This window comes from Streptomyces sp. RLB3-17, from assembly GCF_007113425.2.
Taxonomy (GTDB): domain Bacteria; phylum Actinomycetota; class Actinomycetes; order Streptomycetales; family Streptomycetaceae; genus Streptomyces; species Streptomyces mirabilis_D.
The window spans coordinates 1007470-1031624 of sequence record NZ_CP041610.2; the positions used below are offsets into that span (position 1 = coordinate 1007470).

General features: G+C 70.9%; 21 protein-coding genes. 13 read left to right on the forward strand and 8 right to left on the reverse strand.

Annotated features, from left to right (window positions below; all coding sequences use genetic code 11):
- The first annotated feature begins 1775 nt into the window (after positions 1-1775).
- From FNV62_RS04780 to FNV62_RS04815, 8 genes are read left to right on the forward strand one after another with little or no spacing between them, the layout of a single operon-like run.
- Entirely contained in the window at positions 1776-2123 is a 348-nt protein-coding gene (locus FNV62_RS04780) for a hypothetical protein (RefSeq protein ID WP_144314709.1), read from the forward strand.
- Positions 2124-2171: 48 nt separating this feature from the next.
- Positions 2172-2597: a phage tail protein gene (locus FNV62_RS04785; protein ID WP_054235291.1), complete on the forward strand. Its 426-nt coding sequence runs from the start codon at positions 2172-2174 to the stop codon at positions 2595-2597.
- Positions 2598-2612: 15 nt separating this feature from the next.
- Positions 2613-3338 carry a LysM peptidoglycan-binding domain-containing protein gene (locus FNV62_RS04790; protein WP_143600030.1) on the forward strand — a complete coding sequence of 242 codons (726 nt, stop codon included), beginning with the start codon at positions 2613-2615 and terminating at the stop codon, positions 3336-3338.
- The gene (locus FNV62_RS04795; protein WP_097282744.1) at positions 3338-5254 is read left to right on the forward strand and encodes a VgrG-related protein; all 1917 of its coding nucleotides are present in this window, start codon (positions 3338-3340) and stop codon (positions 5252-5254) included. The genes FNV62_RS04790 and FNV62_RS04795 overlap by 1 nt, the downstream gene beginning before the upstream one ends.
- A gap of 40 nt (positions 5255-5294) precedes the next feature.
- A complete protein-coding gene (locus FNV62_RS04800) occupies positions 5295-5735 on the forward strand; it encodes a GPW/gp25 family protein (RefSeq protein WP_143600031.1) in 441 nt (146 codons plus the stop codon).
- Positions 5735-7693: a putative baseplate assembly protein gene (locus FNV62_RS04805; RefSeq protein ID WP_143600032.1), complete on the forward strand. Its 1959-nt coding sequence runs from the start codon at positions 5735-5737 to the stop codon at positions 7691-7693. The genes FNV62_RS04800 and FNV62_RS04805 overlap by 1 nt, the downstream gene beginning before the upstream one ends.
- Positions 7690-8247, forward strand: coding sequence for a phage tail protein (locus FNV62_RS04810; protein ID WP_060901264.1), 558 nt, complete (start codon positions 7690-7692; stop codon positions 8245-8247). Before FNV62_RS04805 ends, FNV62_RS04810 begins: the two co-directional genes overlap by 4 nt.
- Positions 8244-9752 (forward strand): NADase-type glycan-binding domain-containing protein, encoded by a 1509-nt coding sequence (locus FNV62_RS04815; RefSeq protein WP_144314710.1) that lies wholly within the window; start codon positions 8244-8246, stop codon positions 9750-9752. Before FNV62_RS04810 ends, FNV62_RS04815 begins: the two co-directional genes overlap by 4 nt.
- Before the next feature lie 506 nt (positions 9753-10258).
- On the opposite strand, the gene FNV62_RS04820 is transcribed toward FNV62_RS04815, so the two are convergent.
- The 8 genes from FNV62_RS04820 to FNV62_RS04855 all read right to left on the reverse strand — a co-directional run bounded on the left by FNV62_RS04820 (position 10259) and on the right by FNV62_RS04855 (position 19105).
- On the reverse strand, positions 10259-11476 hold the full coding sequence (locus FNV62_RS04820; protein WP_054235284.1) for a flotillin family protein: 1218 nt from the start codon (positions 11474-11476) through the stop codon (positions 10259-10261).
- An 11-nt stretch (positions 11477-11487) separates the two neighbouring features.
- Positions 11488-11739 (reverse strand): hypothetical protein, encoded by a 252-nt coding sequence (locus FNV62_RS04825; protein ID WP_054235283.1) that lies wholly within the window; start codon positions 11737-11739, stop codon positions 11488-11490.
- 108 nt (positions 11740-11847) lie between these two features.
- Positions 11848-12729 (reverse strand): hypothetical protein, encoded by an 882-nt coding sequence (locus FNV62_RS04830; protein ID WP_097282747.1) that lies wholly within the window; start codon positions 12727-12729, stop codon positions 11848-11850.
- 132 nt (positions 12730-12861) lie between these two features.
- Entirely contained in the window at positions 12862-13776 is a 915-nt protein-coding gene (locus FNV62_RS04835) for an ROK family protein (protein WP_144316408.1), read from the reverse strand.
- Between the two features lie 32 nt (positions 13777-13808).
- Positions 13809-15473, reverse strand: coding sequence for a dipeptide ABC transporter ATP-binding protein (locus FNV62_RS04840; protein WP_144314711.1), 1665 nt, complete (start codon positions 15471-15473; stop codon positions 13809-13811).
- Positions 15470-16351 carry an ABC transporter permease gene (locus FNV62_RS04845; protein WP_060897382.1) on the reverse strand — a complete coding sequence of 294 codons (882 nt, stop codon included), beginning with the start codon at positions 16349-16351 and terminating at the stop codon, positions 15470-15472. The genes FNV62_RS04840 and FNV62_RS04845 overlap by 4 nt, the downstream gene beginning before the upstream one ends.
- A complete protein-coding gene (locus FNV62_RS04850; protein WP_095856641.1) occupies positions 16348-17307 on the reverse strand; it encodes an ABC transporter permease in 960 nt (319 codons plus the stop codon). The genes FNV62_RS04845 and FNV62_RS04850 overlap by 4 nt, the downstream gene beginning before the upstream one ends.
- A gap of 4 nt (positions 17308-17311) precedes the next feature.
- On the reverse strand, positions 17312-19105 hold the full coding sequence (locus tag FNV62_RS04855) for a peptide ABC transporter substrate-binding protein (RefSeq protein WP_143600035.1): 1794 nt from the start codon (positions 19103-19105) through the stop codon (positions 17312-17314).
- A 193-nt stretch (positions 19106-19298) separates the two neighbouring features.
- Between FNV62_RS04855 and FNV62_RS04860 the strand changes: the two genes are divergently transcribed.
- The 5 genes from FNV62_RS04860 (at position 19299) to FNV62_RS04880 (ending at position 24155) form a co-directional block, all read left to right on the forward strand.
- Positions 19299-20537: an ROK family transcriptional regulator gene (locus tag FNV62_RS04860; RefSeq protein WP_143600036.1), complete on the forward strand. Its 1239-nt coding sequence runs from the start codon at positions 19299-19301 to the stop codon at positions 20535-20537.
- Positions 20534-22063 (forward strand): M81 family metallopeptidase, encoded by a 1530-nt coding sequence (locus FNV62_RS04865; RefSeq protein WP_143600037.1) that lies wholly within the window; start codon positions 20534-20536, stop codon positions 22061-22063. The genes FNV62_RS04860 and FNV62_RS04865 overlap by 4 nt, the downstream gene beginning before the upstream one ends.
- 129 nt (positions 22064-22192) lie before the next feature.
- Positions 22193-22585 (forward strand): hypothetical protein, encoded by a 393-nt coding sequence (locus FNV62_RS04870; protein WP_143612118.1) that lies wholly within the window; start codon positions 22193-22195, stop codon positions 22583-22585.
- 890 nt (positions 22586-23475) lie between these two features.
- Positions 23476-23868, forward strand: coding sequence for an SAV_915 family protein (locus FNV62_RS04875; protein ID WP_097282753.1), 393 nt, complete (start codon positions 23476-23478; stop codon positions 23866-23868).
- Positions 23865-24155, forward strand: coding sequence for a DUF6317 family protein (locus FNV62_RS04880; RefSeq protein ID WP_225900142.1), 291 nt, complete (start codon positions 23865-23867; stop codon positions 24153-24155). The genes FNV62_RS04875 and FNV62_RS04880 overlap by 4 nt, the downstream gene beginning before the upstream one ends.

Below are 24155 nucleotides of genomic sequence, written 5' to 3' on the forward strand. Positions count from 1 at the left end.
GCGTGCGGTATCTTCCCCGGCTCCGGCTCCAGCTCCAGCAGGTTCCGCCGCGTCAGGGACGGCCACGGCGAGCAGCCCTGTCGTACAGCGGGCCGTCGTGGCGGAGCCTCGCGCCCAGGAACATACGAGTGCGGTGGAGGGAACGGCGAAGAGTCCGGAGGGCAGTCGGCCCGTCGTCCCCCGGCAGGACGGTGGCGCGGAGCCGGTCGCTCCCACCTCCCCGCCGTCGCCGCGTCCACCGGTGCGCCCGCTCGCTCCCGCACGCGCACTGACCTCGCTGCTGCCCAGCACGCCTCCTGCCGCCGCCGTACAGCGCCGTACCGCTCCCGCGGCCGTACCGCTGCGGCGCGCCACAACAGCCGACAACGGCCGGAGCGGGTCCCGTGCCGGCGGCTCCGACGGCGGTTCCGCGAACGGCCCGTCGGCGCGGCGCTCCGACGGGGCCGGGCCGGCAGGAGCAGCCGGCCCGACAGGGGGCACGTCCCTCGTCCCCGGTGGGGCCCCAGCCGGAACGGCCCCGACCTCGCCGCCGGCCACGACCCCGGCCGTACAACGTTCCTCGGCGACCGGGACCCGTCCCGGGCCTGGTGGCAGTCTGGTACCCCGTCCGATACGCCGATCGCCTGAGGCACCGGGAACGGCACCTTCGTCGACCAGGGCGCCTGGGGTTGCCGGTGGCGCCGGTGCCGTGGTGCAGCGGGCGGTGTCGCAACCCCCGGTTGGTGGGCCCGTCGCCGGTGCCCACGGCGGTCAGGCAGCGCGTGGCTCCGAGGCTCCCGGCGCCGGTGCTCCGGTCCTCCGGCGCCTTGCCAGCGTCCCCCTTGCTCGACCGGGCACCGTTGCGAGCGGCTCGTCGGCGCGACGCAGCGCGGCCTCCGCAGGCTCTACGAGGCCGTCGACGCCTGGCTCACCGACGACAACTGCCCCTGTGGTCCAGCGCGTTGCCTCCTCGACTCCCCCAACTTCCTCGACTCCGTCGGCACCGCTGCCCCGCGCGAGTGCGTCACCGGCAACACCCACGGGTGCCACAGAACCACTCGCCCCTCGCGCATCTGTGCCGACTCCACCTCCAGTTCCAGTTCCCGAGCATCTCGGGATCGCCCGTACGAATGTCGCCGGGCCCGCCATGCCCCCCGTTCCCCCCGTGCAGCGCTCGGCAGTTCGGCAGCCCGAGACCTCGACACCCGCACCCCAACCCCAGGTGTCCGCGAAGCAGTACCGCGCTCCTCACTCCGCTGCCTCGACCCCACGCCGTCTCGGTCTCGGCGTCCCTGTCGTCCAGCGAGTCGCCTCCGAGCCCGCTCCGCCGCGGCAGGCGCCCGACACACCCGCCGTTCAGCGCCCGACCGCTCGCCACACCCCTGCGCACCCGCTGCCCGCCGAAGGCGTTTCCCCCGGTCTCACGCCCCCGACGACGCACAGCGCCACCCCCGTCGTACAGCGTTCCTCCACTCCGAGCGCGCCCATGCCTCGCCCGTCGGACGGACTCCTCCTTCCGGCAGCCCCGACAGACACGGCGCGACCGACGCGACCTACGTCACCGATTCAGCTCTTGAAGTCGACGACCCCAGCGCAGCCAACACCCCCAGCGCCCTCGACGAGTTCCGCGAGCCCCACCCCCAAAGCGGCCGTTCCCCTCAACGCAACCCCCCGCCGCTCCGCCCGTAGTTCCTCGGCCGTGCCTCCCGTACCTCCCCGCCCCACCCCTCGTATTTCCCGCACCCACCACCATCGGCACCGCACCCACCACCATCACCACACCCGCCACCCCCGCCATGCCCCCAGCCCTGCCCACGGTCCAGCGGGACGTCAACCCGATGTCCCCTCCCGCGTACTCGCCCGCCTCTCCCCCGCCGACGCCACCGCCACCGCCGCCTCCTCCGAGCGGCCCCCCGCCCCCGTACTCCGCGACCGAGCCGCCCCGTCGGCCACTGCCCTCGCACGCCGAGCGCGAAGAGGCCCCGCCCACGTACACCGCCGTCGATTTCGATCCCCGGTCCCTGACCCAGGGTCAGATCGACGAGCTGACACACAAGATGGCCGGGCCGATCACCCGCTTGCTGCGGACCGAACTCCGCCTCGAGCGGGAGCGGATCGGCAAGTTGCGCGATCCCCGTCGCTGACCCCCACCACCCCGAACGACACGCCACCCCAAGAAAGGCCGATCCCCGATGGCCACCGATCGAGACCCGGGCTCCACCATCTTCTTCACCCTCACCATCGACGGCGAGAGCCTCGGTTACTTCAACGGGTGTGAAGGACTCTCGTCGCAGGTGGAGATCGAGCAGCGCCAGGAGGGCGGCAACAACGGGTTCGTGTGGCAGCTTCCGTCCCGCGTGACCTTCTCCAACATCCGGCTGACCCGCCCCCTGACACCGGACACCGCGAAGGTCGCGGCCTGGGTGTCCTCCGTGACCACGGGGGTCAAGCGGCCGACGGCGCAGATCGCGGCGCTGCGCGCGGACGGCTCGGAGGTGGCCCGCTGGGGTCTGCTCGACGTGCTCCCGGTCAGTTGGCAGGGGCCCTCCCTCGACCCGGCCAGCCCGGCCGTGGCCACGGAGGTGCTGGAAATCACCCACCACGGGTTCACGGACTAGGGAACGGCGAAGAACATGGCAGGCAAGTCAGGAAAGGGCGCGGGCAAGAGTCTTGTGAGGGCCTCGCTGGCCATTCACGAGCCGCCCATCGGCCGCAGCACCACTCCGGGCGCGTTGATCAAGACGTTCAACTTCGACTTCAACCCCTCGACGCTCTCACTCAGCCGTCGCGCGCGCTGGAAGACCACCCCGACCGCGGCCGTACGGAAGGGCTCACTCCCGGAGTTCATGGGGCCCGAGCCCCAAGAGATGACCGTCGAGATCTTCCTCGACTCGTCCGACGACCCGACCAGCAATTCGGTGCTGAAGAAGGTCGAGTCGCTGTTCTCCTGCTGCGAGGTGACGGAGAAGAGCATCGCCGCCAAGCAGCCGTCCACTCCGTGGGTGGTGTTCCAGTGGGGGTCGTTCTCGACCGCGCGGTTCACTGCGTACGTCAGCTCGGTGGACGCCAGTTACTCCCTGTTCGGCACGACGGGCGTGCCGATCCGCGCCACCTGTCAGGTGCATCTGCACGAGATCCCCAGCAAGACCAAGGGGCAGAACCCGACGTCGGGCGCGCTCACCGCGCAGCGTGTGCACCGCGTCGTCGCGGGCGACTCGCTGCAGTCGCTGGCGTGGCGGGAGTACGGGGACGCGGCGGCTTGGCGGGCGATCGCCGAGGCGAACAACATCGACGACCCGAACCGGCTCTCGAACGGCACCGAGCTCGTGCTGCCCGCCGCCGAAGAGGTGGGTTTCTGATGGTCCAGCCTTCGTACTCCAACGTCGTCCACGTGACCGTGGACGGCAGTCCGGTCCCGGAGAAGATCGCCTCCGACCTCGTCGGCTGCTGGGTCGACCTCGGGGCGGGGGTGCCGGCCGCGTTCCGGCTGACCTTCCGCGACCCGGACCGGCTGGTGCTCGGCGAACTCAACATCCAGTGCGGCACCCCGGTGACGCTCGCGCCGGTCGCGGACGGCCAGGGCGCGGCCTCCCCGCTGCTGACCGGCGAGGTGACCGGCATGGAGACCGACTACGACGGCACCGGCACCTTCACCGTCATCCGCGGCTACGACATGGGCCACCGCCTGATGCGCCAGCGCAGGGTGGCCGCGTACCGCAACCAGACGGCCGCGGACATCGCGAAGAAACTGGCCACGATGAACGGCATTCCGATCGGCAGGGGGAAGGGCGGCATCAAGCCCACCACGACGGTCTACGAGTTCATCAGTCAGGCCAACGTGACCGACTGGGACTTCCTCGCCCGGCTCGCCGACGAGAACGACGTGGTCATGTCGCTGGACTCCGAGGGGAAGTTCCAGTTCGCCAAGTCCGACCCGGCCTCCACCGCGCCGCCGACCAGCACCCCCGGCGACAAGAGCCCCTTCGTGCTGCAGGGCGGCGTCGACGTACTGCGCTGCCGGGCCGCGGTGACCTCCGCCGACCAGGTCGCCAAGACCGAGGCGCGCGGCTGGAACGTCACGACCAAGAAGAAGCTCACCGCCATGTCGCCCGCGACGTCCAACGACGGCTTCGCGATCGGCACCACCCCGCAGAAGACGGCGAAGAAGTTCAAGACGGCCAAGCTTGTCGAGACCGACACACCCTACGACCGCCTGGCCGAGGTGAAGGTCGCCGCCAAGGCCCTCGCCGACGACGTGACGTCCTCCTTCGCCGAGCTCGAGGTCATGGTGTTCGGCAATCCCAAGCTGCGTCCCGGCGTTCCGGTCACGCTGACCGACGTGGGCAAGCCGTTCGAGGGCAAGTACACGGTGACGTCCGTGCGGCACGTCTTCGGCTACGACGAGCACTACCAGACCTGGATCACCGTCAGCGGCCGGCAGTGGCGCTCCCTGTACGGCCTCACGTCCGGCGGGGGCACGGCCACCGCGCCGAAGCTGCCGAGCGTGGCCAACGCCCTGGTGACGAATGTGCAGGACCCGCTGAAGCAGGGCCGGGTCAAGCTCCAGTTCCCCTGGCTGGACGACGCGTACGAGAGCGACTGGACGCGGACCGTGCAGCTCGGCGGGAAGGGCGGCGGCGGGGTGTTCCCGTTCGACGTCAACGACGAGGTGCTGGTGGCCTTCGACCGCGGCGCCCTGGACCACCCGTTCGTCATCGGTGGCCTCTACAACGGCAAGGACAAACCGACCGTGGTCAGTGACGTACCGCTGCACGACGGGCTGAAGAAGCAGGCGATCCGGCACACCCTGTCCGACCGGAAGGGCAACCGGGTGGACCTGCTCAGCCAGCAGACCGGGGCCCGCAAGCAGGGGGTGCGGATCGCCTCCGGCAACGACAGGCTGATCATCAATCTCGATCGCACGAAGACCGAGATCACCGTGGACAGCAAGGGGTCCGTCTCCATCAAGGGCAGCCGGTCGGTGTCGGTCGAGGCCGGCACCGATCTCACCCTGAGCGCGCGCCGGAGTCTGACCATCAAGAGCGGCGGCCCGCTCAACATCGAGGGCCGCGGGCTCGTCAACCTCAAGTCGCTCGGCGGTGCGGTCACCGTCGACGCGATGGGGGCGCTCAGTCTCAAGGCGATAGGCGCCGCGACGCTCACCGCCGGTGGCAGCGTGCAGGTCAACTCCATCGCGAATGTGGGCATTCGGGCCATCACGCTCGCCCTGCAGGGTGTGGTGCTGGTCAACAACAAGCCGTATCCGCTGCCGTGACGGCCGGGACGTACTTCAGGAGTAGGCGGGTGGCCCTCTGATGGCCGAGCAGTTCGTTGGATCCGGCTGGGCGTTCCCCATGCGCATCGGTCCCACCGGGGGCATCGCCATGGTCAGCGGGGAGCGGGAGATCGAGGAGGCCATCCGGCTGGTGCTGGCCACCGCGCCGGGCGAGCGGCCGATGCGGCCCGAGTTCGGCTGCGCCATCCACGACCTGGTGTTCGCGCCGGTCAACGAGGCGACGGCGGGCCGGATCCAGCACGAGGTGTACACCACTCTCGACCGCTGGGAGCCGCGGATCGAGGTCAACGACGTCGAGGTGACGGCGGGGCCCGACCAGGGCGTGCTCTTCATCGACGTGCGCTATTCGATCCGCGGCACCAACAACCCGCGCAGCCTGGTCTTTCCGTTCTACGTCATCCCATCCCACGAGGAGCCCGACACCTCCGGTGCGGGCAACTCCCTTGAAAGCGACCGCTGATGGCACTGCCCTCCCCGAACCTCGACGACCGCCGCTTCCAGCAGTTCGTCGACGACGCCAAGCGCTACATCCAGCAGCGCGCCCCCGAATGGACCGACCACAACGTGTCGGACCCCGGCGTCACCCTCGTGGAAACGGTCGCCCACATGGCCGACCAGATCGTCTACCGGCTCAACCGGGTCCCCGAGAAGAACCACCTGGCGTTCCTCGACCTCGTCGGCATCACGCTGTTCCCGCCCTCGGCCGCCCGTACGGATCTCACGTTCTGGCTGTCCGCGCCGCACGAGGAGCCGATCGTGCTGCCCGTGGGAACCGAGGCCGCCACCGTGCGCACCGAGAACGAGGAGGCGGTCGTCTTCGCGACCGAGCGCGAACTGACCATGGTTCCCTGCTCGTTGCGTCGTCTCGTCGTGCAGCAGAACGGTGGCGCGGTCACCGACCGGACCGCCGATCTCGCCGAGGGCAAGGACGTATTGTGTTTCGCGGAGTCGCCGAGCCCCGGTGACTGCATGCTCCTGGGCCTCACCGCCGCCGTACCGCACTGCGCGCTGGGCCTGGAGCTCGACAGCCGGGTCGACGGTGTCGGTGTCGATCCGCGGCAGCCACCGCTGGTCTGGGAGGCGTGGACCGAGGACGGCTGGGCGGCCTGCGAGGTGGACCGGGACGGCACCGGTGGTCTGAACCGGCCCGGTGAGGTGGTCCTGCACATCCCGGGCGGCCACACCCTGTCGCGCACCGGCGGGCAGGAGGCGGGCTGGCTGCGCTGCCGGGTCACCGAACCGCTGTCCGACCAGCCCTTCTACACCACGTCTCCGACGATCCGGTCTGCCGAGGCGTTCACCCTCGGCGGAACCACCTCGGCCATCCACGCGGAGACCGTCCAGGACGAGGCGCTCGGCGAGTCCACCGGTCTGCCCGGGCAGCGGCTGCGGCTCGCCCACTTCCCCGTCGTGGGCGACACTCCGCCGGTGCTCTTGCAGACCGCCGAGCGGGACGGCTGGGTCGACTGGGACGTCGTCCCGCACTTCGCCGCGTCCGGTCCCACCGACCGGCACATCACGCTGGACGCGGCGACCGGCGAGATCGCCTTCGGCCCCGCCGTCCGCGAAGCCGACGGCACGATGCGCCAGTACGGGACGGCGGCGCCCAAGGGGGCCGTGATCCGCGCCCGCCGCTACCGCACCGGTGGCGGCCGGGCCGGGAACGTCGCCCGGGGCGCCGTCCAGGTGCTGCGCAGCTCGGTGCCGTACGTGGCCGACGTCGTCAACCGGGAGGCCGCCCGGGGCGGCGTCGAGGGCGAGACGGTCGAGGAGGCGAAGACCCGGGCGCCGATCACGCTGCGCGCCCAGGAGCGGGCCGTGACCCTGCGCGACTACGAGGAACTGGCCCGGCGCGCGGCCCCCGAGACGGCCCGTATCACCTGCCTGGAGGGCGAGGAGGGCGAGCACGGCGCCTACGCGGTCCGCGTCCTGGTCGTCCCGCAGGCCGTGCCCGACCCCGGCGGCCGGCTGCGCTTCGAGCAACTCGTCCCCGGCGACGCCCTGTTGCAGCGCATCACCCGCCACCTCGACGAGCGCCGGCTCATCGGCACCCGGCTCGCGGTCGGGCCGCCCTTCTACCAGGGCGTCACCGTCGTCGCCACCGTGCACGCCTTCCGCGGGGTCGACACCGACCGGGTGCGCCGCCAGACCCACGACGCCCTCTACCGCCATCTGGACCCGCTCACCGGCGGCGCGGACGGCACCGGCTGGCCGTTCGGCCGACCCGTGCAGGCCGGCGAGGTCTTCGCGGTGCTGCAACGTGTGCCCGGCGTCGAACTCGTCGACGCGGTGCAGCTCCACCCCGCCGACCCGCTGACCGGCAAGCGCGGCGACCCGACCGACCGGATCGACCTGGAGGCCCCCTCGCTGGTGTTCTCCTTCGACCACCGGGTCCGCGTCATCGGAGACGGCTCATGAGGGGCTCCATCGACGGTCTGGAGTCCTCGGCGCCGATCGGCGGCATGCTTCCCGCGGTCTTCGCCGACGACGACCTGGCGCTGCGCTTCGTCGCGGGACTTGACGAGGTGGTCGCGCCGATCCTGCTGGCCCTCGACTGTCTGCACACCTACTTCGACCCGGCGCTCGCTCCGGCCGACTTCGCCCGCTGGCTGGGCACCTGGGTCGGCGCCGAGGTCGACGGCACGGAACCGGACGCGCGGCTGCGCGCGGCCGTCGCCGCCGCCGCGTACCTGCATCGCGTACGAGGCACCCGCCGCGGCCTGTCCGAAGCGGTGCGCCTCGCCTTCGGTGTCGAGCCGGAGATCACCGAGAGCGGCGCCGCCGCCTGGGACCCGCGTCCGCTCGGCCCGGTCCCCGGCGACCGCCGCCCCCGGCTGCACGTCACGCTCCGGCTGCCCGAGCCGACCCCGGCGGACGAGTACCGGCTGGAGAACCTCGTGGCGGCAGCCCGTCCCGCCCACATGCCCTACACGGTCCAGGTGACCGCCGCCGAAAGGATCCCCGAGAAATGACCACCCAGACCCCAGGCACCGGCCCCGGGCGCGCCCCGGCCTGCGCCGAGTGCGGCACCCGGGCGGAGCCCGGCCAGTCCTTCTGCGACGCCTGCGGCGCGGTGCTCGACTGGGCCGGGGACCCGGCTCCGGCGGGGGTCGCGGCCCGGACCCGTCGCCCCGCGGCTGCCGCCGAAGAGGCGGCACCGACGGCCGGCGACCAGGGCTCCCGGGCGGCGGGATCCGCCGGGTCGGCCGAGGGCGAGCCGGGCTGGGACGCGTTCGCGCGACCGGGCGCCGGTACGGGAACGGCTCGTACGGCGCACGACACGGCGGGCTCCATCGCGGAGGCGGACACCGTGAGCGCCGGCGGGGCAGGCACCGCGCGACCCGCACCCGATCCGCACGAGGACGATACCGTCGGCAGTGCACCGGAGGCGTCGGCCCCCAGTACGCCGGTATCCGATGCGCCGGTGTTCGGTGACGCGGCGGATCCGAGCCCGATGAGCGACGACACCGCGCGTCCCCACCCGGCCCCCGTCGCCCCCCACGATTCCGTACCGGCCGCTCCCGCGCGGCCGGACGAGACCGCGGCCACCGAGCCCCTGCCCTCCGCCGCCCCCGACCGGGACTCCGCGGCCGAGCGGGCCAGGTCCCTGCTGGTGCCGGTGGCGGACCCGGAACCGCGGGTCGCGCCGTCGGTGGCACCCGTACTGCCCGGCCGCCCCGCGGCGAGCCGCCCACAGGTCCGTACCCCGGTCGCGGAGCCCGGTGCGGACGGGGGTGTGCCCTGTCCCTGGTGCGCCACTACCAACCGGCCGGACCGGCACTTCTGCGGGCGTTGCGCGCTGTCCATGGCCGGGGAACGGCAGGCGCCGGGCCGGCTGCCCTGGTGGCGTCGGGTGCTCAACTCCCGCAACGGGGAGGTGCCGTGGGCCGGGGACCGGCCGCGACTGCGGCGGGGCTTCGGACGCGTCATGAACTGGGTGGTCGGCGCGGTGGTGCTCGGTCTGCTGGTGTTCGCCGTGACGAACACCGGTACGGCCGTGCAGGCGGTCAAGGACCACTTCGCCAAGCGGGTTCCGGTCGGCCCGGACCACGTGAAGGCGTCCCGTTCCTTCGCCGGTCACGGCGCGGGGCTCGCCTTCGACAAGCTCAACAACACCTGGTGGGGACCCGGCGTCTCGGAGTCCGGCGACGGAGAGTGGCTCGAGGCCAGCTTCGAACAGCCCACCCGGCTGTTGGACGTGATCATCACCTCGGGCACCTCCGCCCGCCCGGACCAGCTCACGAAGTCGGCGCTGCCGCACCGTATCGAGGCCCGGATCACCACGGCGAACGGCAAGACGAGCACCCGCTTCCTCACCCTCGACCAGGTCGCGGGCGGTCAGCAGCGCACGTTCCGCGTGGGTGATGTCACGTCGGTCCGTTTCATCATCCGCTCGGCCTATGGCACCGCCCGGGACAAGCAGGTCTCCATAGCCGAGATCGAGTTGTTCGGTCCGTCGAGCGCCAACGACTCGTAGGCACACCGAAGGCTCGTGGGGAAGGTGCCATTCCTTGGTCGGGTGCTTCCGGTTCTGGCCGAACTGGGAGGATGAGTCCCGCGGTACCGCCGCGGCCTTACCGTAGAGGGAAGGCACCAGACCCGAGGAGAAGCGCCACCTGTGCACGACGCACCGATCTACGCCCAACTGATCTCCGAACGAGGGGACATACCCCTGCAGGTCCGCAACGAGGCCCGCAGAATCCAGCGCGATCTCGAGTGGATCCTCAACAGGGATCCCTCGTCGGGCGGTCTCCTCCCGAGACCGCCCGGCGCTCCGGGCCCCGGCCCTCGCGCGCTGCCCCCGTCTCTTCCTCCCGGGAACAGCTCCACCGGCTGGCTTTCCTGACGGTACGTCAATTCCGGTGTGCCGCCCGGGTGGGAGCGTGCCGCCGTCCCCAGGGAACGGCGGCCGCTTCACTCCGTCACTCGTCCATCACCGCACCGAACCGGGCGCCCGCGGCATTGCGGTAGCGGAACTTCGGGTCAGGTCGTCGAGGACGGACCGCCCTCCGGCTCGTTCCCGTCCCTGTCCTGCTGTTCCGGGGTCCGCCGGTAGCTCTGGAGCTCCAGCAGTCCTTCCGTCTTCTCCGAACGACCCCCGGACTTGTGGTCGCCCGCGTTCTGACCGTTCAGGTTCTGGCGGACCGAGTCCAGGATCGTCAGGCCCTGGGCGACCAGCCCGGCGGCGATCTCACCCAGGCCGTCCGCGCCGTTCAGGACGTTGACGTTGGCGCCGGCGAGTCCGCCCGCGGCCTCCTTCACGATCAGCGGGAGCTGGTCGATCAGCATCCGGTCGAGCGCCACGCGGTCGTGCGAGGCGGCGGCCTCGGCCTGGATCTTCATGCGTTCCGCCTCGGCGATGGCGAGCACCTTGATCCGCTCCGCCTCGGCCTCGGCGGGCTTGACGATCTCGGCGACGAGCTGCTGCTGACGCAACTGGGCCGCCCGCTGGGCCAGTTCGGTCTGCGCGGCGAGCACCTCCTGCTGGGCGTGCGCCTGCGCCAGCGGTCCGGCCTGGGCGGCCTGCGCCTGCGCGCGGTCCACCTCGGCCGAGTACTCCGCCTTGACGACCGCGGTCTGCCGGGCGTACTCGGCCTGGTTGCGCGCGGCCACCTGCTCCGCCTCGACGGACGCCTGGGTGGCCTGGGCCTGCGCGATCTGGGCCTGGCGCTGGATGGCCGCCTTGTGCGGTGCGGACATGGCCTCGATGTAACCGACGTCGCCGTCGTCGATCGACTGGATCTGCAACGAGTCCACGATCAGGCCGATCTTGGCCATCTCGACCTTCGAGGTGTCCAGGACCTCCGCGGCGAGCTTCTGCCGCTCGGTGACGATCTCCTCGACGGTCATCGAGCCGATGATGGCGCGCAGATGACCGGCGAAGATCCGGCCGGTCAGCACCGACATCTGGTCCTGGTCGGAGAGGAACCGCTGACCGGCATTGATGATGCTCTCGTGGTCGTTGCCGACCTTGAACGCGATCACGGCGCGGACGTGCAGCGCGATGCCCTGCCGGGTCACACAGGTCTCGGTGACCTCGGCCTCGCACATCGACAACGTGAGGAAGCGGGTCTTGCGAAAGACAGGGAGCACGAACTTTCCGTGCCCTGTCACCACTCGGAACGGCGCGCCCCCCAGTCCCCGCCTGCCTCCCGAGATCAGCATCGCCTCGTCGGGAGCGGGAACGCGGTAACCGAACATCCTGTTTCTCCTTAACCGGCGTCGACGGAGTCGCCGTCCAACGCGTCCAGCGGATCGACCCAGCGGATGACGTCGACCTCACGGCATCCCCGGGATTCGACCACGAGCACGGTAGCCCCTATGGGCAGGGGCTCCTGCGACCAGGCGAGGAAGGTCTCGGATCCGCCTCTGATCCGCACGAGGATCTCGCCGGGACCGGCGGTTCCCCGTGTGCCGATGAGCAGCTCCCCGGTACAGCCGATCACGGCCTCGTCCTGCACCACTGTCGGCCGCCTCCCCATTGCTCTGGTTCTGCTTCCGACCTTAGACCTCCCCCACCTCGGACGCCTACGCTCCCGTCGCTGCCGGTGTCACGCCCCGGGTACGGACGCTCAGCTCTTGGTGAACCGGTAGGTCTTGCTGTCGGTCAGGACGCAGAAACCGGGCGACACGACGATCACCCGCAGTGTGCCGGTGCGCCGGTCGTAGTCGATGCCCTCGGCCTCGAAGGTGCCCGAGCAGGAGCTGCGCAGCGGGAGCTGACGCAGGGCGGTGACATGGCCCGTCACGTCGCCGCTGCCACTGGGGGCGGCGGACAGGTCGATCTGAAGCAGCGGCTTGGTGATGCCGAAGAGGGTGCCCGCCGGGTCGTCGGAGGAGCACAGCAGCTGGGTCGCGGTGACGAAGTCGCAGCCCTGTACGTCACGGACGGCGTGGTCGAGGTTGATCGTGGATGCCTGCGGGAGGTTGGCCGAGGGGGAGGTGCTCGGGTTCACGCCGGGGGTCGGGAACACCAGCAGCCGGGTCATCGTGCCCCACTCCCCCGACACCATCCACTGGCCGTCCGGGGAGATCGTGTCGAAGGAGTTGTTCAGCGCCTCGCCGGGGCTCAGCGCGTGGACGTACTCCGACCAGGCGCCGCCGGGCGCCTGCACCCGGAACATCTTGGCGCTGCCGGAGTCGGCCTGGTACGGCTCGACGTAGTAGCCGTTGTAGGAGGCGTCCGGGTCGCCGACGTGGTTCCAGCCGCGGCTGCTGACGCCGATCGGGATGGTGCCGATCCCGGTGTAGTGGTTGGGGCTGCCGGCCGGGACCTCGACCGAGGTCAGGCCCTGGCTCTCGGTCAGCGGATCGGCGCGGTCGGAACCGACCTCGGTCCAGGTGTCGGCGGCCGCGGCGGGCGTGGTGACGGAGACGGACAGCACGGCGGCCGTGGCGAGGGTGACGAGTCCGGCCAGGACCGCGTGACAACGTTGCCGGGCGGGCATGCGCATGAGGTGCTCCTCGGTGGGGGGTGCGGTTTCGGCGCACAGTCTGACCCGTCAACTGCGGTCATGTACAGACCAATGAAGGAGCGTTGGCCGTCAACTCACCAACCGGTCAACGGCAGTTACCCACCCCGCCCCCTACACCCTGGTCACCGCCCCGAGTTCCGTCCGGGCCCGGGACGCCGCGCCGATAGCCACCGCGCGGCTCCCCAGTCGGGCCCGTACGACCCGGAGCGGCTGTCCGCTGACCGGTGGCTCGGCGGCGAGCGCGGCGGCGATCGACGGTTCGAGGAGGTCCCAGGCCCGGCTGACCCCGCCGCCGATCACGAAGGTCGTGAGGTCCACCAGACCCGCCGTGATCAGGATCGCGCGGGCGACTCCCGCCCCCGCGGCCTCGTAGACGGCGAGCGCGTCGGGGTCGCCGTCGACCGCCGCCTCGGCGATGCCCCGGGCGGTCAGTGAGCGGCCCGTCCGCTCGCCGTAGCGGGCCGCCAGGGAGCGGCCGGAGGCAAGCGTCTCCAGGTGGCCACGGCCGCCGCAGGTGCACGGCAGGTCGCCGAAACCGGGGAGATGGCCGATCTCGCCCGCCGCCCCGTGCGCCCCCTCGAACAGCGCGCCGTCCAGCCACAGCGCGCCCCCGACCCCGGTGCCGAGCGTCATCCCGAGTGCGGCGGGCTCTCCCGCGACGGCCCCCTTCGCGACCTCCCCGCGCAGGAAGGCGTTGACGTCGTTGTCCAGGAAGGCCGGTACGCCGAGCGCTTCCTCGACCGTCGCCGTCACGGGGAACCCGGCCCAGGAGCGGAAGGAGTCGCTCGCCACGAGGACGCGGCCGGCCCGGCTGTCGACGACACCTGCCGCACCGACGCCGACGCCGAGCAGCCGCGAGGGCACGCGTTCGCGGAGCAGATGCAGAGCGGCGAGCGCGGCGCCGACCATCGCACGTCCGCCCTCGGCCGCCGGTGTCGGCACCTCCACGGAGTCGACGACGGTCAGATCCGCCGCGCAGAGCACGACCTGGGTGGTCGTACCGCCGATGTCGACACCGGCGTACACCTCGGGCGTCGGGGTGCGGTCCGCGGATACGGTCACGCCGTGACCCCCGTGGCGGCCCGCCGTTCCTCGCGCCGACGGCGTTGCAGCACCGGGTCCGGCACGGGCACGGCGGCGATGAGCCGTCGCGTGTAGTCCGTGCGCGGGTGCAGGAGCGTGGTCGCGGTACTGCCCTCCTCCTCGATGCGCCCGGCCCGCAGGACGACCACGTGCTGGGCGAATTGCTGTACGACGGCGAGGTCGTGGGACACGAACAGGCAGGCGAACCCCAGCTCGCCCTGGAGCCCCGCGATCACCTCGAGGACCGACTGCTGCACACTCACGTCGAGCGCGCTCGTCGGTTCGTCCGCGACCAGCAACCGCGGCTCGAGGACCAGCGCCCGGGCGAGGCTCACCCGCTGCCGCTGGCCACCGGACAACTCGCGCGGACCCCGCCGGGCCAACTCCCTCGGCAGACGGACGAGTTCGAGTGCGTCCCCGACCCGGGTCCGGCGCTCGGCCGCCGGCATGCCCCGGCGGTGCACGCGCAGCGGCTCGGCGACGCACTCGGCCACGCTCATGCGTGCGTCGAGCGAGGCCACCGGGTCCTGCAGGACCACGCCGACACCGGCCAGCAGGGCTCGCCGGGCCCGCCCCCGGGTCCTGCCGAGGTCGGCGCCGAACAGCGACACCGAGCCGGACGATGGTGGTACGAGGCCCAGCGCGACGCGCGCCGCGGTCGACTTGCCCGAGCCCGACTCCCCCACCAGACCCACGGTCTCTCCGGCCCCGACCGTCAGCGAGACGCCGTCGAGTGCGCGGACGGCGCGACGGCCGCGGCCGAACCGCACGCTCACGTCCCGCAGGCGAACCACCGGGTCCGCGGCGGGCCGATCCCCTTCGGTTCGCCGGGGGTCGGCCCCCGGCTCGGCGACGGTCAGTCGCGGCACCGCCCCGAGCAGGCGCCTGGTGTACTCGTGCGTGGGCCGCAGGAGCACCTCCTCCACCGGCCCCGTCTCCACGATCTCCCCCTGGAGCATGACGGCGACGCGGTCCGCGAAGTCGGCGACCACGCCCATGTTGTGCGTGACCAGCAGCACCCCCGTGTCGAAGTCGGCGGCGAGCGACCGCAACAGGTCGAGGATCTCGGCCTGCACGGTCACGTCGAGCGCGGTGGTCGGTTCGTCGGCGATGAGCAGGCTCGGGGCGTTGGCGATCGCCATGGCGATGACCACGCGCTGCCGCTGTCCCCCGGAGAGCTGGAACGGGAACGCGGACGCCCGTGTCCCCGGATCCGGGATGCCGACGCGGCGCAGGAGTTCGACCGCCTCCCCGGCGGCCTCCTTGGCCGTGACGGGACGGTGGTTGCGGATGACCTCGGCGATCTGGGCGCCGATGCGGGTGAGCGGGTCGAGCGCGGTCGCGGGTTCCTGGAACACCATCGACGCGGTGCGACCCCGTAGACCCGCGAGGTCGGCCTCGGTGGCGCCGACGACGTCGGTGCCGCCGACGACGGCGTGGCCCGTGGCGCGGGCGGTGCCCGGCAGCAGCCCCATCGCGGCGAGCGCGACGGTCGACTTGCCGGAGCCCGACTCGCCGACGAGGGCGAGCGTCTCACCGGGCCGGATCCGCAGCGAGACCTCTCGTACCGCGGCCACTTCACCCGTCTCCGTGGAGAAGGTGACGCCCAGGTTCTCGATCCGCAGGATGTCGGCTGTCATCCGCGTCCCCTCACGTCGAAGGCGTCGCGCAGTCCGTCGCCGATGGCGTTGAAGGCGCAGACGACGAGGATGATGGCGAGGCCGGGCGGCACGATGAGCCACCAGCGTCCCGAGTACGCGGCTGTCAGACCGGCCGAGAGCATGCCGCCCCAGTCGGTCGACGGGGGTTGGACGCCCAGGCCGAGATAGGACACGTAGGCGACGAGGAGGATCGCGTCGGCGACCTGGAAGGTGGCGGCGACCACGACCGTCGAGACGGAGTTCGGCAGGATGTGCCGGCCGATCGCCCGGCCGTGCGTGCCGCCGATGGCGCGCAGTGTCAGCACGTAGTCCCGGCCCTTCAGGGTGAGTGTCTCGGCCCGGACGAGACGGGAGGGGACCAGCCAGGAGACCAGGCCGAGGATGACGACCAGCCCCCAGGTGTCCGGGGTGGTGATGGCGGAGACGACGAGGAGGATGAAGAGCGCCGGGATGGCGATTCCGGCGTCCACGACCCGCATCATCACGGCGTCGATCCAGCCGCCCGCGTAGCCCGCGACCGCGCCCCAGAGCGTGCCGATGACGGTCGCCAGCAGGCCGGAGGCGAGGCCGACGAGCAGTGACACCTTGCCGCCGTACATGAGGCGCCCGAGCTCGTCGTGTCCGACGGCGTCGGTGCCGAGCAGGTGCGCGCCGCTCGGCGCCAGGTTCACCTGGGTCAGGTGGGTGTGGGTCTGGTCGGTCGAGTGGAGCAGCGGGCCGGCGAAGCAGAAGAGCAGGAACAGGACGACGACCGCCAGACCCGCGACCGCGAGCCTGTTGCGCGTGAAGCGGCGCAGGACGAGGCGGTGGCCGGCGGCCGCCTCCACGGTGGGTGTCACCGGCAATACGGCGCTCATGACCGGCCCGCCTTCACTCGGGGATCGACGATCCGCTGGACGATGTCGGCGAGCAGGGTGCCGACGACCGTCGCGACGGAGATGACAAGGACGCAGCCGAGCAGCACCGGATAGTCGGAGGACTGCGCGGCGCTCCAGAACAGCAGCCCCATTCCTGGGTAGTTGAAGAGCTGCTCGACGACGAGGGCGCCGCCGAAGAGGACGGGCACGTAGTAGCCGAGCATCGCGACGACGGGGGTCAGCGAGTTGCGGAACACGTGCCGCCACAGGATCGCGCGGGGCCGGGAGCCGCCGGCCCGCGCGGTGCGTACGTAGTCCTCGGAGAGGTTCTCCAGGGTCGCGGCGCGCATGTACCGGCTGAAGACGGCGACCATGGACGCGGCTCCCGCGACGACCGGCAGGACCAGCGCGTTCGGCTGCGAGAGCACCTGCCCGAGCGTGTCGCCCTGCGGCGCCTGCGAGGGGAACCAGGGCAGCAGCTGCGTGAAGACCAGGACCAGGACGAGCCCGAGGAAGTACACGGGAGTCGAGTACGCGACGAAGCTCAGCGTCGTGATGACGTAGTCCACCGGCTTGTTGCGCCGGACCGCCTGCCACATGCCGAGCGGGATCGCGAGCGCGAGCCCGGTCAGTGCGGACAGCACGGTGAGGACCAGGGTCTTCGGGAGACGCTGTTCGATGAGCCGGGAGACCGCCTCGTTCAGCGTGTACGAGGTGCCGAGGTCGCCGTGCAGCAGGGTGCGCAGGTAGTAGAGGTACTGGACGGGGAGCGAGCGGTCGAGGCCCTGCTCGTGGTCGAACTGCGCGATCTGCTGGGCCGTCGCCTGCGGGCCGAGGATCCCGCGCGCGGGTCCCCCTGGCAGCGCGTGCAGCAGGCAGAAGACCACCACCGTCACGATGAGGATCACCGCGAGGGACTGCAGGACGCGCCGGGTGAGATAGAGGAGGGTGTCCATGCGGTCAGCGGTTCCACTTCCACTGCGCCGGGTGGAAGTTGGCCAGTGAGTCCTGTGAGAAGCCGCCGAGGCCGTTCTTGACGACCGAGATCTGGTAGTCGGGCTCCGGCAGCCAGATGACCGGGAGGTCCTTGGCGACGGCCGCGCTGTAGTCCCGTACGGCCTGCGCGGAGTTCGACGTGGTGGAGGCCGTGATCAGCTGGTCGATCTCCGGGTTGGAGTAGCTGCCGAAGTTCGAGCCGCCCTTGCTCTGGAAGAGCGAGTCGCCGGTCGGGAAGGCGTTGAAGTACCAGCTGCCGGCGGTGCCGAAGAACGACAGCTGCCACGCGCAGATCGACTGGCTCGCGGTGCACGGCGGCGTCTGGGACAGCACCGAGTTCACGGGCGCGGTCTTGATCGTGAATTTGATCCCGGTCTTCTCCAGCGAGGACTGGATCGCGCTCATCATGTTGTCGGTGACGGTCGAGCCGGACTGCGACAGCACCTGCATCTGGAATCTGGTCCCCTTGGCGACCCCGTCACCGCACTGTGAGGCACCCGCGCCCGGATCCGTGCACACCATGACTCCGCCCTGTTCGGTCCAACCGTGCCCGGTCAGCAGGGACTTGGCGGCCGCGGTCGAGAACGGGTACGGATTGCCCTTCTGCGTGGGCGAGAGGAAGTCGCTCGACTGCGCCTGCGGGATGGGGCCGTAGCCGGGGACCGCGGTGCCGTTGAAGATGACCTTCGCCAGGCTGCTCTGGTCGATCGACCGCTGGACCGCCTGACGGGCGTACAGCTGCTTGAACACGGCGCCCATAGAAGGGTTGTTGAAGTTGTACGGCATGTAGGTGATCGCCCAGCCCGACCAGGGCTTGACCGTGTACCCCTGGGCGGTGAACCGGTCCTTCTGGTCGAGGTCGGTCGCCTCGATGTAGCCGTAGTCGACGCTCCCCGAGCGCAGTGCGTTCTTCTCGGCGTCCGCCGTCGTGAACGGGAGGAGGTTCACGGTGGCGATGTCCGGCTTCTCACCACCGTCGTACTTCTTGTTGGCGGTGAGCACGACCTTGCCCGCGGTCGAGAAGGACTTGACCGCGTAGGGACCGCTGATGGTCTTCCACAGCGCGTCCTTCTCGTAGCCGGAGATGTTCTTCGCGGCGGTGTTGAGGTACGTCCACACCCGCTTGGCGCCGGCGGCCGTCCGGTCGGCGTCCGACACCGCGGCGGATGCGTCGGTCTTGTCCCATGCGTGCTGTGGGAGCGGGTTGATCGCGCTCAGCTCGTTGGCGAGCATCCAGGCGGAGTTGTAGGCCTTGTCGAACGTGAGCGTGAAGTGGTGGTCGTCGACGGTCTTGAACGAGGTCCAGTTGTCCGGCGCCTTGCCGGGGTTGTAGCCCGCCCACTGTTCCTTGTTCGCCTTGATGAGGTTGAACCAGAACTCCACGTCGCGCGAGGTGATCGGCTTGCCGTCGCTCCATCTGCGGTCGCCGAGTGTGAGGGTGACACTCTTGCCGTCGGGGGCGAAGGCGGCGGCGGTGGCGACGGACCCTTTCTTGTTCCAGGCGATCTTGCCGGTCGAGCCGTCGTACGCGACGAGCGGCTCCCAAAGGCTGTTGGCGATGGAGATGTTGTTGGTGTTGAGGTGCGCCGCCGTGCCGATCGGCAGGATCCAGTTCGGGGTGAAGTTCGCGGGCAGCGCGTAGTTGATGGAGTCGGGGGACGTGGACGACGTGCCGCTCGTCCCGGAGCAGCCCGCGAGCAGCAGCGTGCCCGCCGAGACGACGGCACCGGCGACGAGTGTCGCGCGAGCAGGGGACATGACTCTCCTCGGGGTGAACAGGGGTGAACAAAGGGGCAACGGGCGTGGCGGAGCCAGTCAACGACCCGACTGTTCGAAGAAACAGACGCCCTGCTGTAAAAAGCCTGTTTCTGCTGTTCTGAAAAAAGTGGAGAGGCGGCTTCAGGGACGTACGCTCGGCATCCCGATCCCGTCGTCGGAAGTTACTTCGTCCATGCCTGAAAAAAGTGCGGTACACCGCAGGGGTGCCACGGGCGTCTCGTCCCTGGCCGAGCGCGTCCTCGAACTCCTCGCCTCCGGGCAGGCGACCACGCGCACCGAACTAGCCGATCTGCTCGGGGCCGCGCCCTCGACGATCTCCCTGACGGTCGGTCAGCTCGTCGCCCACGGACTGGTGGCCGAGCAGGGCACCCGCTCCTCCACGGGAGGGCGTCCGCGCAAGGTCCTGCGGCTCGGCGGCAGCGACGGGTTCGCGGTCGCGGCCGAACTCGGGGGCAGACACGCGCACGTCGGTGTCGTGCTGCCGGGCGGCGGGCTCACGGACGTGTCGACGGTGCCGTTCCCGACGGCGGAGGGGCCCGAGACCGCGCTGCCCGGGCTCGCCGAGACTCTGGAGGGCCTCGCCGAGCAGCATGGGCGGGAGTTGCTCAAGGGGGTCGGTCTCTCGCTGCCGGGGCCGGTCGACGTCGCCTCCGGGGTGGTGACGCTGCCGTCACGCATGCCCGGCTGGAACCGGTTCCCCGTCCGGGCCTGGCTCGAGGACCGCTTCGGCGTTCCGGCGGCGATCGAGAACGACGCCAACTGCATGGCCGTCGGCGAGCACAGTGTCCAGCCGGCCGAGCGCCGCCAGTCGATCATGGTGAAGATGGGTTCCGCGATCGGCGCGGGCGTCATCGCCGACGGACGGCTCTACCGGGGCGGGACCGGCGCCGCCGGCGAGATCACCCACGTACGGGTCGAGGCGGGCCACGACATTCCCTGCTCCTGCGGCAACACCGGGTGTCTGGAGACCGTCGCGTCGGGCGCGGCGCTGGTGCGCGTCCTGCGTGAGCGGGGGCTCGACGTCGACTCGATCGAGGACGTCGTCCGGTTCGCGTCCGACGCCGACCCGGAGGCGACCCGCGCCGTCCGTCAGGCCGGCCGCTACCTCGGCATGGTGCTGGCCGCCAACGTCAACTTCTTCAACCCGGACGCCGTGTACCTCGGCGGCATCCTCTCCACGCTCGAACCGTTCGTCGCCGCCGTCCGCAGTCAGCTGTACGAGGGGTGCCATCCGCTGGTGACCAAGCACCTGGTGATCGAGCGGGCGAGCCTCGGCGCGGACGCGGGGCTGGTCGGCGCGGGCCAGTTCGCGCTCCAACGGGCGCTGGTCCACGCACTCCAGGCCGTGACCGGAGCGGGAGCAGGAACGGGACCCCATACCGACCAGCGCATACGAATCGAGGAGCCATGACGCACCCCCGTACCGCCGTCGCCCGGCCCGTCATCGCCATCGCCGGACTCGGCATCGAGTCGTCGACGTTCTCACCGGCGCGTACCGAGGCACCCGCCTTCCACCCGCAGCGCGGCGAGGACGTCCTCACGCGCTATCCCTTCCTCGCGCCCGGGACGCCCCTGCGGGACGAGGCCTCCTGGCGCGGCGCGCTCGTCGGCAAGGCGCTGCCCGGGGGTACGGTGACCGCGGCCGCGTTCGCGGAGCTCTCCGCGGAGCTCCTGCGGCGGCTCGGGGAGCTGCCGCGCCTCGACGGGCTCTGGTACGACATCCACGGCGCCATGACGGTGGAGGGTGTCGACGACGCCGAGGCCGTCCTGCTCGCCCGGATCCGCGAGACCGTCGGAGCCGACGTCATCGTGTCCACCTCCATGGACCTGCACGGCAACGTCTCGCGCGAGCTCGCGCACATGAGCGACCTCATCACCTGCTACCGGATGGCTCCGCACGAGGACCACATGGAGACGAAGGAGCGGGCCGCCCGTCATCTCGTGGATCTGCTCGCCACGGGTGCGCCCCGGCCGGTCAAGGCCTGGATCCCGGTACCCGTGCTGCTGGCCGGTGAGCAGACCTCGACGCGTATCGAGCCCGCCAGGAGCGTGTACGCGGCCATCGACGAGGTGGAGGCGACGGCCGGTGTGACCGACGCCGCGATCTGGGTCGGGTACGCGTGGGCGGACGAGCCGCGCAACCGCGCCGCGGTCGTGGTCACCGGGCCGTCCGAGGCCGTCGTCGGGCGGGGCGCCGAGCGGCTGGCGCGCGGATTCTGGGAGGCGCGGCGCGCGTTCGCGTTCGTCGCGCCGACCGGGTCACTGGACGAGTGCCTCGCCGAGGCGCTGGCCTCCTCGCCCGACGCCCGGCCGTTCTTCATCAGCGACACCGGCGACAACCCGACGGCGGGCGGGGCGGGCGATGTCACGTGGGGGCTCCAACGCGTCCTCTCCCGGCCGGAGTTCAAGGAACCGTCCGGGCCGACGGTCATCTACGCGTCCGTGCCGGGGCCGGCCGCCGTCGAGGCCGCGGAGAAGGCGGGCGTCGGCGCGACCGTCACGGTCACGGCCGGTGCCGAGGTGGACGACCGGCACGCCGGGCCGCTCACCATGACCGGCGTGGTCCACGCGGTCCGGCACGGGGACCGGGACGCCGGGACGGAGGTCGTCCTGCGGGTCGGAAGCGTGTACGTGATCATCACGCGGCTCCGTAAGCCGTACCACTACGAGCACGACTTCACCGGCCTGGCGCTCGACCCGCGCGGCGCCGATGTCGTCGTGGTCAAGATCGGCTATCTGGAACCGGAACTGTTCGCCATGTCCGCCGGCTGGAAGATGGCGCTGACCCCGGGCGGCGTCGACCAGGACCTCGTCCGGCTGGGCCACCACCGCATCCGCCGCCCCATGTTCCCCTTCGACCCGCACATGCCCGACCCGGACCTCACGGCCCGCATCATCCCCCCGTCGAACGAGCCGCTGGTCGGAAGGGACGAGTGACCCACCGAGCGCCCCGCACCGGGATCGAACAGCGCGAAGCGGTCAAGACCTGCAACCCCCCAGAGGTCCCCGGATTCAACGAACAGACCCCCCCCGCGCCGCGCCGACCCTCAGCCGCCGGTGCGTGCCGTGGCGCGGCGCATTCCTCCTGCGGCCCCACACTCCGCACGCTTCGACGCGGCCGGCCTTGCCGACGCGGTCCGGGACGTCCTGGAGCACGCAGCCCGGGTGGGGAAGACCGTGGCCTTCGCCGATCTGTGTGCTCAGGTCAAGGCCCTGGGGGAACTGCCGGAGTCTGATCAGGTGCAGGTGCTTCGGCGGGTCAAGCCCACCGCTCGCCCCCGCAGTCCCAAACCCCAGAGCCCTGACCTGCTCACCGCCCTGATCAGCACCGAGGCAGGGACCATGCACCCGATCTACCGGCAGCTGGCCAACCATGCCGGCCACCACCTGCCCCAGCAGGCCAGCAGCACGTGGACCGACACCGTCAAGGCCCTTCACGACCGCTACCGCACCCCATAGCGGTGGGCATCACGATCGGGGCCGACGGAGCGGCCGGTTCACCGGCGGCGGCTTCGGCGTGGGACTTGGCGGCCGCCTCCTGCCGGGCCCGAACCTGCGCCCACCGGTGCTCGCGAGCCCACGCCTGGGCGGGTCATCGCGCTCATCCGACGCACCACCCAGCGCCTCCCATCTCTGCCCAACCGGTCGCTCGCTCCTTGATCTGCGCCGGGAATGGCGACGCCCACGGTCCTGGTTGGTGTGAAGTCGCTGACCAACCGGACAGATCCCCTGAACGGCACCGCCCTGGATGACGAGTGAGGCGTCCTCGCAGCCCGGCTGCGTGATGACGTAGCTGCGGACCGCGTCACGCAGCCGGTCGTCGTCCCACACCGATCCGTTGAGCAGCCACCGCATCCGGTCCGCGGTCACATGCCCGGCACGTTCCGACAGCGTCCAGCCGTTCTTCTTCGGCAGCTCCGCCAGCAGCCCCTCAATGAACTACGCGAACACCGCCCGAGGCTCCAGCCGGTTGAACAAGTACCCCAACGAACCAGTCAAGGTGGCCAGTTCAGCATCCCACCCGGCTATCTGCTCAGCCGTCACACCCAGCATCATGCCCGGTCAACGACACCACGCAGGCTCCGTCACAAGATCTCCGGCTGTAGTACCTGCTTCAGCAGGGCAAAAAATGCGATTCACGCTCTTTCCGGCGGATTGCCTGCCAGTGGGAAGAATGGCATGGATGGACTTGTCTGCGTAAAAGGACGCGGTCAACTCGCCTTTTTAGTAAACCTTGATGGGTCGTCGCTCTGCCTCGCGGTTCCCTGGTGTTCGACTGCGCGTAAAGTGACAAGGCGCCGTCGGAATTCCGTAATCACACCGACGGCCGGTGTCGATCCCAGGTGCGCATGTCTACTTCATATTCCTCTCCGTTCGATGGCTATGACCGGAATCTGACGCCGCCCGCCGAGCGTCCGAAAGCACCGATCGAACCGGACGCGGAGGTACTCGTCCCCGCACACCCGCGGTACGCCGCGGATCCAGGGCGCCGCCCCGCGATAGGTTTTGAACTCCTCCAGGGGGCCGACGGAAACCCGGTGGCGGTGGCGTTCACCAGCCCCGCGAAGCTGGTCGCCGCGCTCGGCGACGCGCAGCCGTGGGTGGCGGTGCCCGTCGGATGGTTCGCCCGGGCGATGCACAACAACGGGCTCGGCCCGGTTCGCGTCGACCCGCAACTCCCACCCGGTGTACGGGTCTGGAGCGCCGAGGACGTCAGAACCTACACGGAGGCAGTCCAGTGACCGACCTGAAAATCGTTACGTCGGACGTGACGAAAATGGCGTCCACGTTTCACACGGAGGCCAAGTTCTACGCGAAACTCCACACATCCGTGAGCCCCGCCGTCGCAAAGTCAGGCGATGACGGTCTTGACCACACGATCCAGTCGATGATGGACGCGATCTCCGGTCTGCATGCCAGACTCGCCGGCCGGATCGAGGAGCAAGGGGATCTCCTTGACGCCGCGGTCAAGCACTTGACGCACCGCGACATCGACGTGCACGGGCTTTTCGAAGACCTGATGGGATAG